The sequence below is a fragment of the Candidatus Rokuibacteriota bacterium genome, from assembly GCA_030647435.1.
GTDB lineage: Bacteria > Methylomirabilota > Methylomirabilia > Rokubacteriales > CSP1-6 > AR37.
In genome coordinates, this window is sequence record JAUSJX010000078.1 from 104732 (window position 1) to 118097 (window position 13366).

12 protein-coding genes and 2 pseudogenes are annotated in these 13366 nt (G+C 67.4%); 7 read left to right on the top strand and 7 right to left on the bottom strand.

Annotation, left to right across the window (positions count from 1 at the left end):
* The first annotated feature begins 227 nt into the window (after positions 1 to 227).
* Positions 228 to 491 (top strand): annotated as a pseudogene (locus Q7W02_14460) (ABC transporter ATP-binding protein).
* A 189-nt stretch (positions 492 to 680) separates the two neighbouring features.
* Here the strand turns inward: Q7W02_14460 and Q7W02_14465 are convergent.
* Positions 681 to 1010: a carbohydrate porin gene (locus Q7W02_14465; GenBank protein MDO8477369.1), complete on the bottom strand. Its 330-nt coding sequence runs from the start codon at positions 1008 to 1010 to the stop codon at positions 681 to 683.
* Positions 1011 to 1149: 139 nt separating this feature from the next.
* The gene (locus Q7W02_14470; protein MDO8477370.1) at positions 1150 to 1797 is read right to left on the bottom strand and encodes a leucine zipper domain-containing protein; all 648 of its coding nucleotides are present in this window, start codon (positions 1795 to 1797) and stop codon (positions 1150 to 1152) included.
* A 301-nt stretch (positions 1798 to 2098) separates the two neighbouring features.
* Between Q7W02_14470 and Q7W02_14475 the strand changes: the two genes are divergently transcribed.
* From Q7W02_14475 to Q7W02_14485, 3 genes and pseudogenes are all read left to right on the top strand, one after another.
* Positions 2099 to 4330 carry a trehalose-6-phosphate synthase gene (locus Q7W02_14475; protein ID MDO8477371.1) on the top strand — a complete coding sequence of 744 codons (2232 nt, stop codon included), beginning with the start codon at positions 2099 to 2101 and terminating at the stop codon, positions 4328 to 4330.
* 5 nt (positions 4331 to 4335) lie between these two features.
* Positions 4336 to 5136, top strand: coding sequence for a trehalose-phosphatase (gene otsB / locus Q7W02_14480; protein MDO8477372.1), 801 nt, complete (start codon positions 4336 to 4338; stop codon positions 5134 to 5136).
* A pseudogene (locus tag Q7W02_14485) lies at positions 5133 to 6927 on the top strand (glycoside hydrolase family 15 protein). The gene otsB and the pseudogene Q7W02_14485 overlap by 4 nt, the downstream one beginning before the upstream one ends.
* Before the next feature lie 206 nt (positions 6928 to 7133).
* Here the strand turns inward: Q7W02_14485 and Q7W02_14490 are convergent.
* Complete coding sequence (locus Q7W02_14490; protein MDO8477373.1) at positions 7134 to 7391, bottom strand: hypothetical protein; 258 nt, start codon at positions 7389 to 7391, stop codon at positions 7134 to 7136.
* Positions 7391 to 7627 (bottom strand): hypothetical protein, encoded by a 237-nt coding sequence (locus Q7W02_14495; GenBank protein MDO8477374.1) that lies wholly within the window; start codon positions 7625 to 7627, stop codon positions 7391 to 7393. The genes Q7W02_14490 and Q7W02_14495 overlap by 1 nt, the downstream gene beginning before the upstream one ends.
* A gap of 399 nt (positions 7628 to 8026) precedes the next feature.
* Between Q7W02_14495 and Q7W02_14500 the strand changes: the two genes are divergently transcribed.
* The 3 genes from Q7W02_14500 to Q7W02_14510 all read left to right on the top strand — a co-directional run bounded on the left by Q7W02_14500 (position 8027) and on the right by Q7W02_14510 (position 10078).
* Positions 8027 to 8323 carry a hypothetical protein gene (locus Q7W02_14500; GenBank protein MDO8477375.1) on the top strand — a complete coding sequence of 99 codons (297 nt, stop codon included), beginning with the start codon at positions 8027 to 8029 and terminating at the stop codon, positions 8321 to 8323.
* Between the two features lie 214 nt (positions 8324 to 8537).
* Positions 8538 to 8882: a hypothetical protein gene (locus Q7W02_14505; GenBank protein ID MDO8477376.1), complete on the top strand. Its 345-nt coding sequence runs from the start codon at positions 8538 to 8540 to the stop codon at positions 8880 to 8882.
* A gap of 23 nt (positions 8883 to 8905) precedes the next feature.
* Entirely contained in the window at positions 8906 to 10078 is a 1173-nt protein-coding gene (locus Q7W02_14510; protein MDO8477377.1) for a cation:proton antiporter, read from the top strand.
* A 1134-nt stretch (positions 10079 to 11212) separates the two neighbouring features.
* Here the strand turns inward: Q7W02_14510 and Q7W02_14515 are convergent.
* Genes Q7W02_14515 through Q7W02_14525 form a run of 3 tightly spaced genes read right to left on the bottom strand, consistent with a single transcriptional unit; the run spans position 11213 to position 13364 of the window.
* Positions 11213 to 11542: a hypothetical protein gene (locus Q7W02_14515; GenBank protein MDO8477378.1), complete on the bottom strand. Its 330-nt coding sequence runs from the start codon at positions 11540 to 11542 to the stop codon at positions 11213 to 11215.
* Complete coding sequence (locus Q7W02_14520) at positions 11539 to 12054, bottom strand: TRAP transporter small permease subunit (protein ID MDO8477379.1); 516 nt, start codon at positions 12052 to 12054, stop codon at positions 11539 to 11541. The genes Q7W02_14515 and Q7W02_14520 overlap by 4 nt, the downstream gene beginning before the upstream one ends.
* Positions 12055 to 12062: 8 nt before the next feature.
* Positions 12063 to 13364 (bottom strand): TRAP transporter large permease, encoded by a 1302-nt coding sequence (locus tag Q7W02_14525; protein ID MDO8477380.1) that lies wholly within the window; start codon positions 13362 to 13364, stop codon positions 12063 to 12065.
* Between the last annotated feature and the right edge of the window lie 2 nt (positions 13365 to 13366).

Consider the following 13366-nt stretch of genomic DNA (forward strand, 5'->3'; position numbering starts at 1 on the left):
TCGGACCCGGCGGCCGTTGGTGCCCGTGCCACAGCGCGGACGAACCGTGGCATTTCGCGCCGACCCTGTCAGAGCGCGCGGGACAAGTCAAACCGGCGCCTCGAGGCGGCGAGCGGGCGCCGTCCACCGGGGCGCTCAGCACAGACCTCCGCGGTCGCCCGGGCTCCCGGCCCCGGTTACAGTGTCATGTCAGGCAGGGCCGGCTGCTCGGCTCGCGCCGCAGCACCCTGCTGCTGGACGAGCCGCTCAGCAACCTGGACGCGAATCTCCGCGAGGCGATGCGGTTCGAGATCCGGCGCCTGCTCAAGACCTTCGCGATCACCACGCTCTACGTCACCCACGACCAGGCGGAGGCCATGGTGATCTCGGACCGCGTGGCGGTGCTCCAGGACGGGCGTGTCGTCCAGCTCGGCACCGCCGAAGAGCTCTTCGAGCGTCCGCGGACGCGCTTCGTCGCCGAGTTCATCGGCAAGACCAACCTGATCGACGGCGTCGCCGACGGGACGGGCACCGGCGCGCGCGGCCGCCTGCGCCTGCGCGTTGCCTCGACGGATCTGACGCCCGGCGCGCCGGTCGGCGCGTGCGTCCCGCTCCCGTCAGGCGGCGGCTAGCCCCGGCTCACGTATCAGCACCCGTCGCGGTTGAGGTTGGCGAGCGCCCGGCCGGAGACGGGTCAAAGCTCAGAACTCGACCGCGAGCTGCGCCCCGAGCACGACGGCGCTGCCGACGCTCGATCGGCCCCCTGGGTTGATGACGTACTGGAGGTCCGGCTGCACCGTGAGCCACCGGGCGACGGCGATGGCGTACGTCCACTCGAGGACCAGCTCGTACGTCTGCCCTGGCAGGTCGCGGCTGAAGCCGCCGTAGTACGCCTTCCCGGTAGACCATCTGCTCGCCCAGCAGGAAGAAGCCGTAGTTCCCCGTCTGCTGCCGGCCGGGATTGGTGAGAGAGGCGTACTCGTTCGAGTCGTAGTACCCGCCCGAATGATAGCGCCCGGGCAGGCCCGCATCGCCCTTCTCGGCGTTGAGCCGATAGGCGGCTTCCCCGACGACGAAGTAGCCCGCCGAGCCGCTGATCCCGAACTCGGTGCCGGTGGCCGCGGCAGAGGGCCGCGTACGCGGCCGCGCGATAGGCCCCGGCGTTGTCGGTCATGAGCTCGCGCCCGCGGATGCCGAGGCGGCGAAACCAGGCCAGGGCGCGCCCCAGAGGAAGGCCGCGCACGGGGGGCCGTCCCCAGCCCGCAGGACCTCCACATAGGCCACGCGCGTGGCGTCGTCGATAGCGACATGGACGTACTCCCAGCCGATGCCGCGCACCCAGGCGCGGCGGTCCCCGGTAATGCGATGGCCGATGCGCCCGATCCGGCCGAGCTTCTTCGTGCCGACGTGGAGCAAACTTCCGGGGCGGCGGCGCTGATAGCGGCGCACCGGCCGGGGCGGCTCGAGGGCGCGCAGGCGCGCCAGTCCGTGGCGCCGTAGGAGCCGGGCCACCGTGGCGGGACTGAGCCGCAAGCGCGCGGCGATGTCCGTCCCCGTCCAGCGTTGCCGCCGCAGGTGCAGCACCCAGCGGACCAGCCGGCGGGGCGTGGCCGTGGACTGCCGCCGCGGCCGACACGACCGCTCGGCCAGGCCCGCCTCCCGCTCGTGTTGATACCGGGCGACCCACTTGCGCACCGTGCGCACACTGATCCCCATTCCGGCGGCGACCTGGGTTGAGCGTTGCCCCGCCTCCACGACCCGGCGCACAATCTCGGCTCGACTCCGTGGCGTGGTCCGGGCTTTCTTATGCATGTCCATCCGAGTTCCCTCCCTGAGGTGATGGTTGGCGTCGCAACCACCAGCGTCTCAGGGCCAGCTCGGATGGACAACCTCCTGACACTTCACAGGGCAGGCTATGTCATTACTTCATGCTCTCGAGCCCGGGCCCTTTGGTGTCCACGAACCGCGAGCGCCACTTGAGAGGGAATGGGATAATGAGTGCCATGTCTGCCAAGTCGTCATTCGTAACACTCGGGCGACCGGGACGTCCGGCGCCTGACGGAGTCGCCGGCCGGATGCGGAAGCCGACGATGGCTCTCTCTTCAACCGGGAAACGGTGATGCGACTCTCGCTTCGCTTCATCATTCCCCTGGCGCTCGCCCTGGCCGCGATCGCCTACGCCGTAGTCCCGCTCGTGGATCGGCTCACGCTCAAGTGGTTCACGCGGGATCTCGAGATCCGCTCGACTCTGATCGCCACTGCCGTCCAGGAGCCGCTGCATGAGCTCGTCCTCGGCGGAACCAAGGCCAAGGTCCTGCGCTTCTTCAACAAGATGACGCAGGACGAGCGACTCTACGCGGTCGGCTTTTGCGATGCGGCCCAGGACCGGCTCGTGGCCACGCAGGCCTTCCCGCCAGACCTCAACTGCAAGGCCCTCGATGCCTTCCTGGCGAGACCGACGCACCTGCTGCCGAGCGCGCAGGGGCCGTTGCACGTTTCGGTGCAGAAGATCGAAGCGGAGGGAGAATCCGTCGGCAGGCTGGTGCTGGTGCACGACATGAGCTTCGTCCAGCGCCGCAGTGAGGAGACGAAGCGCTACGTCTTCTACTTCTTCATCGGTCTGGGCGCCATCGTCTCGATGATCACCGTCATCATCGCGCAGCTGAGCTGGCGCGGCTGGGTGCAGGGCATGCGGGCGCTGCTGCGCGGGGAAGGACTGCTGCGGCCGGCCGAGCGGATCAACCTGCCGGAGCTGCGGCCGCTTGCCCGGGACCTGCGCATGCTCATCCGCGATCTGGAGATGGAATACCGGCCGCGCGACGAGAGCCAGATCACCTGGTCGCCCGAGGCGCTGAAGCGGATCCTGCGCGAGGACCTGAAGGGCGAGGACATCATCGTCGTGTCCAATCGCGAGCCCTACATACACGTCCGACGGGACGATGCCGTGGAGGTGCAGCGGCCGGCGAGCGGCCTGGTGACGGCGCTCGAGCCGGTGATGCGGGCCTGTTCCGGCGTCTGGATCGCGCACGGCGGCGGCTCCGCGGACAGGCAGACGGTGGACCGCAACGACCGCGTGGCGGTGCCGCCCGAGCACCCGGCCTACCAGCTCAGGCGCGTCTGGCTGACGAAGGAGGAGGAAGCCGGCTACTACTACGGCTTCGCCAACGAGGGACTGTGGCCGCTGTGCCATATCGCCCACGTGCGCCCGACCTTCCGCACGAGCGACTGGACCCAGTACGCGGCGGTCAACCGCACGTTCGCCCGCTCGGTGCAGGAGGAAGCCAAGACCGATGCCCCCATCGTGCTGGTGCAGGACTACCACTTCGCGCTCCTGCCGCGCATGATCCGCGAGCTGCTCCCCCGCGCCACGATCATCACCTTCTGGCATATTCCCTGGCCGAACCCCGAGGCGTTCGCCATCTGCCCCTGGCGGGCCGAACTGGTCGACGGGCTGCTCGGCAGCAGCATCCTCGGCTTCCACACCCAGTTCCACTGCAACAATTTCCTCGACACTGTGGACCGCCAACTGGAGGCCCGCGTAGATCGCGAATTGTTCACGGTCTCATACCGCGGCCAGCCCACCGCCGTGAAGCGCTACCCGATCTCCATCGAGTGGCCGCCACCGGCCGACGTGATGCGTGTGAGCCTCGAGGAATGCCGCAGCCGCGTGCGCCGGCGGCACGGGCTCGGGCCCGACCACGCCGTCGGCGTCGGCGTGGATCGCATGGACTACACCAAGGGAATACTCGAACGGTTCAATGCCATCGAGCGGCTGCTCGAGATCGAGCCGCGCTGGATCGGCACGTTCAGTTTCATCCAGATCGCCGCGCCGTCCCGCTCCAGCATCGAGCAGTATCAGGATTTCGAGGTGCACGTGAGGGCGCTGGCCAGCCGCATCAATGCCCGCTTCGAGGCGGGCGACTGCCCGCCCATCATCCTCAAGGTGGAGCACCACGAGCCCCAGGACGTGTACGAGCACTACCGAGCGGCGGACCTGTGCTTCGTGAGCAGCCTGCACGACGGCATGAACCTGGTGGCGAAGGAGTTCGTTGCCTCGCGCGACGACGAGCGCGGCGTGCTGATCCTCAGCCAGTTCACAGGGGCCTCGCGCGAACTGCCGGAAGCGCTGATCGTCAACCCGTACGACATCGACCAGTGCGCCGCGGCCATGCACGTCGCGCTCACCATGCCGCTGTCGGAGCAGCGCAACCGCATGCGCCTCATGCGCGGCCTGATCCAGGAGTTCAACGTATACCGATGGGCCGGCCGCATGCTGCTCGATGCCTCCAACATGCGCATGCGCGGCCGGGTGATGACGGCGGAGGCCGCGCGCCCCGCGGCCGGGCGGTAGCGGCAATGCGGGCCGAGCCGGGCATGGATGACGCATCCCGGATCGACCTGCCCGGCGGTCCGGCGGCATACGCGTTTTTTCTCGATATCGACGGCACGCTGGTGGATATCGCCGACACGCCGGGCCGGGTGTCCGTCGAGCCCCGGCTGCTCGACACGGTGCGGCGGCTGCACGCCGCTGCCGGCGGCGCCCTAGCGCTCATCAGCGGCCGGTCGGTGGCCGGCGTCGACCGGCTGTTCGCGCCACTCTGCCTGCCGATCGCCGGGCAGCACGGCGCCGAGCGGCGCGATGCCGCGGGCGCTGCCCATGCCGATTCCCTCTGCGCGGCGCAGTTCGGCGCGCTGCGGCGCTGCGTTGCCGCATGGGCCGAGGCCGTCCCGGGCGTGCTGCTCGAGGACAAGGGGATGTCGCTGGCAGTGCACTATCGGCAGGCGCCTCACTTGGGCGGCGCGGTGCAGCACGCGCTGAGGGAATGCCTCGAACGATTCGGCGACGAGTTCAGGCTGCAGCCGGGCAAGATGGTCCTGGAGGTCACGCCGGCCGGCAAGGACAAGGGAACCGCGATCATGGAATTCATGCAGGAAGCGCCCTTTGCGGGCCGTATTCCGGTATTTGTCGGCGACGACATCACCGACGAACACGGGTTCGCAGTTGTCAACAGCCTGGGAGGCCATTCCGTCAAGGTGGGTCCGGGCCCGCCGGACGCCCGCTCGCGCATGCCCGACGTGGCCACCGTCCGGCGCTGGCTGCGGGCGCTGGCGGAGGGCCCGGCGCGGCCGCGCGACGCAGCGCGGGAGGGTGCATGAGCACGCTGGATCTGGGGCTCGTCGGCAACTGCAGCATCGGCGCCCTCATCGACGCCAAGGCCGAGGTGACGTGGGCCTGCTTTCCGCGCTTCGACGGCGACGCGGTGTTCTGCTCCCTATTGCGCGAGCGCGGCGGGGAGCGCGATTTCGGCTACTTCGCGGTCGACGTGGTGGACGCCGCCCGTACCGAGCAGGCCTACCTCGACAACACGGCGGTGCTGGTGACGCGCATTCATGACCGGCAGGGCGGCATCGTCGAGGTGACGGATTTCGCGCCCCGCTTCCGTCAGCACGGGCGCACCTTCTGCCCGATGATGCTGGCGCGCCGCGTCCGGCGCGTCGAGGGCAGCCCACGCATCGTGCTGCGTGTGCGGCCCGCCTGCGACTTCGGCCAGGCCCGGCCCCAGGTCAGCCACGGCAGCCACCATATTCGCTTCATGGCACCGGAGCTCGTCCTGCGCTTGACCACGGATGCCTCGGTGACGGCAATCCTGGAGGAGATGCCCTTCTTTCTCGAGGACTCCGTCACCCTCTTGCTCGGGCCCGACGAGACCGTCCCGGACGCGGTGGGCGAAGTGGGCGACCGCTTCCTGCGCGAGACGGTGGTCTACTGGCGCGACTGGGTGAACAATCTCGGCATTCCTTTCGAATGGCAGGACGCGGTGATCCGCGCCGCCATCACGCTCAAGCTGAACGCCTACGAGGACACCGGTGCCATCATCGCCGCGATGACGACCTCGGTGCCCGAGGCGCCGGCTTCCGGGCGCAACTGGGACTACCGCTACTGCTGGCTGCGCGACGGCTACTTCGTGGTCAACGCTCTCAACCGGCTGGGCGCCACGCGCACGATGGAGCGCTACCTCGGCTTCGTGGTGAACATCGCCGCGGGCGCGGGCAACGGCGGTAACACGCTGCAGCCGGTCTATCGCATCAGCGGCCAGGCGACGCTGGAGGAGCGGGAGCTGCCCCATCTGCCCGGCTACCGTGGCATGGGACCGGTGCGCGTGGGCAACCAGGCCTACCGGCAGGTGCAGCACGACGTATACGGCTCGGCCATCCTTGCCGCCACACACGTCTTCTTCGACCGGCGCATGTCCCGGTGCGGTGACGAGATGCTGTTCCGCCGCATGGAGTCGCTCGGCGAGCGGGCCGTGGCCGTGTGGAACACACCGGATGCCGGGCTGTGGGAATCGCCCGGAACCCCCCAAGGTGCACACCTTCTCGGCTTTGATGTGCTGGGCGGCCTGCGACCGCCTGGCGCGCATCGCCGAGCGGCTCGGGCTCGCCGAGCGGGTGGCCTACTGGCGCCCCCGCGCCGAGGCGATCCGCAGGGGCGTGTGCGAGGCGGCCTGGAACGGGCGGCGCAATGCGTTTGTCGCCACGTTCGCCGGCGAGAGTCTCGACGCCAGCCTGCTGCTGATGCACGAGATCGGCTTCCTGCGGGCCGACGATCCACGCTTCGCCGCCACGGTCGGCGCCATCGAGCGGGAGCTCAAGCGCGGCGACTTCATCTTCCGCTACGTCGAGGCCGACGATTTCGGCGAGCCTGCGAACGCCTTCGTCGTGTGCACCTACTGGTACATCTACGCCCTGACTGCCCTCGGCCGCCACGAGGAGGCGCGGGCGCTGTTCGAGCGCATGCTCGCCTGCCGCAACCGCCTTGGCCTGCTGGCCGAGCACATCGATCCCCGCACGGGAGAGCAATGGGGGAATTTCGTGCAGACCTACAGCATGGTGGGCCTGATCAACTCCGCCATCCGCCTCTCGATCCCGTGGGATCGGGCCTTCTGACTTACTGTCCGCACTTCCCGTGGTGCGATCGCGAGGAGATCGAGAATCTGCCGCTGGAGCGCATAGGACGGACAAGCGCCGCTCCCTGGGCTCCCCCGCCGAGCGCACTCTGCGCCCGTCAGCGGGATCCAAGTCCGAACCTTAGCAGCTTCTTAGCAGCGCGAAAGGCTCCGCCGTCGCCCGCGTCGGTCTCACTCGCACGCCTCTCACACGCTCTTGGTCCGGTAAGCGAGGCCGTCCAGGCATGCGTCGTAGGTGTCGCGGGCGATCCGAACCCAGTCTGTCTTGTTGACGCTGCGGCGGTTCCGGCTGGTCGGGCTCGAGGGAAACGCGCACGCCATCTTGATCCACCGCGTCTGCTCCGCGGCGATGGCCCGGATCTCGTCGGCGACCTCGGAGTGATCCTGGTCCTGGCTGAAGACCAGGGCGATGTCGTACTCGCCATGGATGCCCTGCCGCCCCATCAGCGCGAGCTTGGCCGACCAGAAGTCGTGCCAGCGAGCTTCGTCCTCGCGATCAGGGATGCCCGAGTGGAACGCGTCTGCGCGAGCTGCCAGCCGAGCTCCGCGCAGACGCGGTCGGCCAGGACACGCACGTCGTAGTTGGGGTACGTGTAGCCGATGGCCTCCCGCGCGGCGTGGAACAGGTTCTGTCCGTCGATGAACGCGTCGGTTCGTTTAACCGCGGGCTCGGGGGGCACGGATCAGACCGGAAAAGAATAACCCCGCCCGATGCCTTTCGGCATATCGAGCGGGGCGCAAGTGCACAGAGCGGGTATAGCAAGCTCCGCAAGCTCGTCAACCTCGGAGTGGCCCATGATCACTGAAGTCCCTGACAAGCGCGCTGCCATGGTGACCACGTCACCAGCTGCGCCCCGGCTCCTGTCCACGCATCTGTAGCGCGTAAGTAACATACGCCTGTTCTCGGACGCGGCGGCCCGGGGTACCCGTCTCACAGCGACGTGTCAGTCAGATCGTTCGGGGACGCCGCGAAGCAGCTTTACCCAGAGTAACTGGACCAGATACGCTCCCTCAAGCCATTGGACGATCGCCGTGCCATCGGGTAGAATCCGGGAATGAAGTGTCGTCGCGGAATGCTCTTGGCCATTCTCCTCTACGTCACGCTTGACCTTTCGGTGCCGACGATACCTGGTGCCTTCGTGTTCGAGTCCGCCGATTCGCTTGAGATCAGCAGTGGCCGCGCGGGCGAGGGCAAGGCCGAGATCTCTGTGCTGCCGGCGCTGGCCAGAGATTCGTTCGGTGTGTCGCAGCCCCCTATCGATCTCAGGGATCGCTTGGCGGCGAATTGCAACGTCGCGCTTCTTGGTCACCCCATACTGAACCGGCTGCCACGGGCGACCCTCGATCCGGCTCCACCCTCCGAAGACCCTCACTAAACCCCGTCCGCTCGGTTGATCCTCGGCGACCCCGTTCTTGGGGGGCCGCTCCGTCCATCTCACGGTTACGTCTCGCGGAGGGCGAGCCATGAAGAAAGGTTACGAAGGCATCACGATCAGCGTGCTGATGCTGTTGACTGCCTTCGTCCTCATCGCCATCGCCAAGCTCCTCTTCTGAGTCCACCAAATCGCGCACGGTCACAGGAGGGCGACTATGGCCGAAGTCGGACGGTTCGTCACCGATCCCAAGGCTGGCGCGTACTGCCAGATCACTCTCGACAGCGGGGAGAAGATCCTGGTCAATCACGCGGGGAGTGGCTTCAAAGACGGTAGGGTCACGATCGAGGTCCTGAAGTTCATGCCCTTTGCTGCCGACCGTATCTTTACCTGGGACCTGGATAACCCGGAGGGCAGGGCCGCGCTCACCCACCTGACCCGGGACGCCCGGCCGGGAAACGTCGAGGCGACGGCACTGGGAGCTTTCGTGGCGCACGTCAAGAGTGGCAAGTCGGTCGCTGAAGTGAAGACCAGCTGTGCCGCGCTGATGTCGATCCGATAGGCCGGCGCCGGAGGAACCCAGTGATGGAGTTCCGCGAGCTGTTGGTGGGCCTCGTCCTCGTCTGGATTGCGGCCAAGGTGGCCGGCGAGGGGATGGAGCGCATCGGCCAGACCGCCGTCCTTGGCGAACTGCTGGCCGGGGTGCTCATCGGGCCTGGTGGCCTCGGGCTCGTGCACGAGTCGGACACTCTGCACGCGCTGGCCGAACTCGGTGTCCTCATCCTCCTGTTCGAGGTTGGGTTGGAATCGGACCTCAACCAGTTGCTGCGGGCTGGCGCCCAAGCGACGCTTGTCGCGGTGGTCGGAGTGGTACTGCCGTTGGCCCTCGGCTTCGGCGTCATGCGCTGGTTCGGCCACTCGGCGCTCCTGGCCGTCTTCGTCGGCGCGACCCTCACCGCCACCAGCGTGGGTATCACGGCGCGTGTGTTCGCTGATCTCGGGCGGCTTCAGGATGCTGCCGCCAGGGTGGTGCTCGGAGCGGCTGTCGTGGATGACATCCTGGGCCTGATCATCCTGGCGGTCGTCACCGGGATCGCGCAGACGGGAGGGGTGTCCTTTGCCGCCGTCGGCCTGCTCACCGGGAAGGCTGTCGTCTTCCTGGTGGTCGCGATCCTGGTTGGGATTCGTCTCGCCCCGATCATCATCGGTTGGATAGGACGGATGAAGGCGCGGGGCACCCTCATCGTCTACTCGGTCGTCTTCGCGGTGGCGCTTGCCGCGCTGGCAGACCTGGTCGGTCTGGCGACGATCGTTGGGGCGTTCGCCGCCGGGCTGGTCTTGGCGACGACTGAGCGGCGGGAACACATCGAGGATCGCATCAAGCCGGTCGCTGACCTTTTCGTCCCGATCTTCTTCGTCAGCGTGGGGATGAAGGTCCAGCCCGAGATGCTGAACCCGTTCGCGGAGCACGCGCAGTTTGGCATCGCGATGCTCCTGACCGCTGTCGCCGTCATCTCGAAACTGGCAGCCGGCCTTGCGGTCTACCAGAGAACCGTGCGTCGGTGGGTGGTCGGGGTCGGCATGGTGCCGCGCGGCGAAGTCGGCCTGATATTCGCCGGGGCCGGTCTGTCGGCGGGAGTGATCGCGCAGGACCTGTACTCGGCGCTCGTGGTCGTGGTGATGCTCACGACGTTCGCGGCTCCCCCAGGGCTGAAGGCTCTCTACCGCGAGAAGAAGGCGAGGCGTCGGCGTGAGTGAACTCGGGTGTCGCTGCTCGGACCGTCGAACCTCACCTCACCCCAGAATCTTCTCGCTTTGTCTTGCGTCGCGGAGATCGTCTCTCGGGGACGATCGCGTAGCGGCGGTACTCGGCCGCGGTCTTGTGGCCGCGAGCTCCATCCCGACGGAGCGCGAGATGCCGGAAAGATTTACGGAGTGAAGCAGATTGGCGTCTGCGCCCATTTTGCGCCCACAACACCCTGAACGAAGCTGAAATGAGCACCAGCATGCTGCACCATCGCTGTGGCAGCGGCTCCTGGGGCGGCCAGTGTCTGAGTATGGGCGATTATGTCACGGGAACGGGGGCCCCGAGGGGGGCGGGCGGTGCCGGAGGGGGCTAGTGTTGGCTATCCTCACGCGGCGCCAGGACCTCGCGGGCCGGCGTCGTCAAGGCGTAGGGCGCGCCGCTCTGGGCGCCAAGGGGATTCGATGCCTCTTGTACTCTGGAGTTCCGCGGGGGTATGAGCGCCGCCCAGCTCAGATCGGCCGTGCGGAAGCTGCTGAGGGTCCTAATGTTTCTTATGCCCTCCGAGTAGGTCACACGAGCGGGCGCACCGGACCAGGGCAAGCCAACCTTCGGATTTCAAACTGACACACTGCCTGGCCGCGCGGCTACGACGCGGCGAAATCGACCGCCACTAACCGTTCGGTGGCTGACGGCATCCGTCCGGAACCGGGTTAGTTGGACGGAACCATCCAGAAGCAGTGACGCAGCGTGGGCCGGAGTATATCAGGGATACAAGCGGGACAGGTTAGGCTGGGCGGGCGCGGTCAGGGTGTCCCGCAGCGGTTTGACCTGTTCCGGCGTCACGGTCTGGCCCGCCAGTCTCTTGCCGTAGAGTCAAACTTCATATGCCCTCACTCCGTGAGGTTGTAGAGTGCTCCGTCCCCGGACTGGTGCGCCGGCTCAAGGCTACCGCTCTACAGGGTGTCTCTCGCCTTGTTCGGGTTTGAGTCATCGTCAACGCGTTCTCGCGACGCGAACCTGAATGGCCTGAAGCCTGCTTGACTCCGGGCAAGACAACGGGACTGCAAAAGGCATCCGCAGCGCGTTCCACGAGACCACCGCCGAAGCAGCACACGACTCGCCCTGCCAGTCGCCATCAGACCGATTCAAGGGATTCCCGGTGACGTCACTTCTCGGCGGCGGTCTTCCGGCAGCGCAGCCCACGCGCGGACCACAGCGTCGTAGGCCCGATGCCATTCCCCGAGCACGTCCGCGATCTCGTCTATCGACGGCCATTCGTCCCGGGTGATGGCCGGGGAGTGGAGGAGCCGCAGCGGGACATAACTCTTACCGGCCAGGACGGCAACATCCCGCCAGTCCCCTCCCAGCATCGTTGCCACCCGCCGAACACGTTCGACTGTTTCCGCCGCACGCCCCGCGGCCACGTCCAGTGCGCGCCGCGCGACGAGGTACTGCTCGAGCAATGCTTCGCTCATCGTTCCTCCTCCGGCGTCGATCTGCGAATCCTCGATCGGGCAGCGATCCATGCGCCAAGGGCGACCGCGACGGCGCCCCACAGGCTCAGGATGCCGAGCAGCATTGCGCCCTGGGGAATGGCCAGCGGAATCTCGAGCAGGATGCTCGTTGCGGCGTAGCGCCACGACTCGGCGAAGAGTCCCCAAGACTGAAAGACGAGGACGCTGCAGAAGACGAGCGCCGCGAGCAGGTTGAGCAGCTCGACCGCCTCGCGCTTCCAGCCAGCGAGACGGTCGGCGAGAATCACGAGCCGCGGGAGTGTGCCCGAGCGGAAGACAGCGGCCGCCGCCACCAAGGCGGAGAATGCGAGAATGTACCCGGACAGCTCGTCGCCGAAGGAGATCGGGGCGAGCTCGCCGTACCGGATGATAACCTGCGCGAACACGACGAACGCGCCCAGGAAGAGAGTCGCCCCCGACGCGGCTAGACCGCCGTTCGCCACCGCGCGCATGATCTTCTCCAGCGTGTTCATGGGGGTTCTCACGTCCGCATCAGCGCGGGCAGCCAGAGGGCGAGCCGGGGGACGCACGCGACTAGGACGATCATCAGCAGGAGGACGACGAGGTACGGCACCGCACCCCTAGCCACCGCCTCGATATGCCCGCCTCCGAGCACACCGTCCAGGATGAAGAGGTTGATGCCGAACGGCGGGGTGATGAGGCCGGTTTCCACACAGATGGTGACGAGCACACCGAACCACACGAGGTCATACCCAAGGGTGACCATCACCGGGGCCAGGAGGGGAACCGTCAGCACGATAATCGAGTAGCTATCGAGGAAGCACCCGAGGACGACCAGGCCAGCCAGGGCGATGGCCACGATGAGGGGGCCGGGAAGATTGGAGCCGACAACGAGCGCTACCAGCCGGTCGGTTACCCCCTTGGTCGTGTAGACGTAGCTGAGGAGAGAGCCGCTTACGAGGAGAAGCACCACCATGGATGTGACGCGCGCCGCGTTCGCCGTGCCCGCGACGAGCGTCCGCCATGTGAGCGCGCGGTAGAACATGGCGAGGACCAGCGCGATCCCGACCCCCACCGCCGCCGCCTCGGTGGGCGTCACCACCCCAGCGTAGATCATGCCGAGGACGCCGCCCACCAGCAGGACCCAAGGCACGACGCCGGCGCTGGCGACGAACCGGTCATGCCAGGTGTATTCGCGAGTGTCTCTCGGCAGCAGGTCGGGGCGGAGCAGCGAGCGCACGAAAATCCACAGCATGAAGCCCAGCGAGGTGATGAGACCGGGAACAGCGCCGGCGGCAAAGAGGTCGGCGATCGAGGTTTCGGTCATGATCGCGTAGACGATCATGGGCACGCTCGGCGGGATGAGGATGCCCAACGTGGCACCCCCCGCCAGGCTGCCCATGTTGAGCTGGGTCGGATATCCACGGGCCCGGCCCTCCACGTGAGCCGCCTTGCCGAAGGCGGCCGCGGTGGCGGCGCTCGAGCCGGACGCCGCCGCGAACACGGTACTGGCGATGATGTTGACGTGGAGCAGCCCGCCCGGGATGCGGTTCAACCACGCCGCCGCCGCCCGATAGAAGCGGCTGCTCACGTCGCCGGCGACGAGGATTTCCGCCATGAGAAGGAACAGCCCGATGGAGAGATACGCGGGGTTGCTCGCGACGTTCCACAGGATGACCCGTATCGCATACAGGTTCCCGTCCAGCCCGAATACCGCTCCGCACAGACCCCCCACGCCCATCGCGAAGGGGAACGACACCCCGAGCAGAAGCAGCGCGAGCATGGGGCCGAACGTCACGAGCAGGAACCCCGCGTCGGACATGG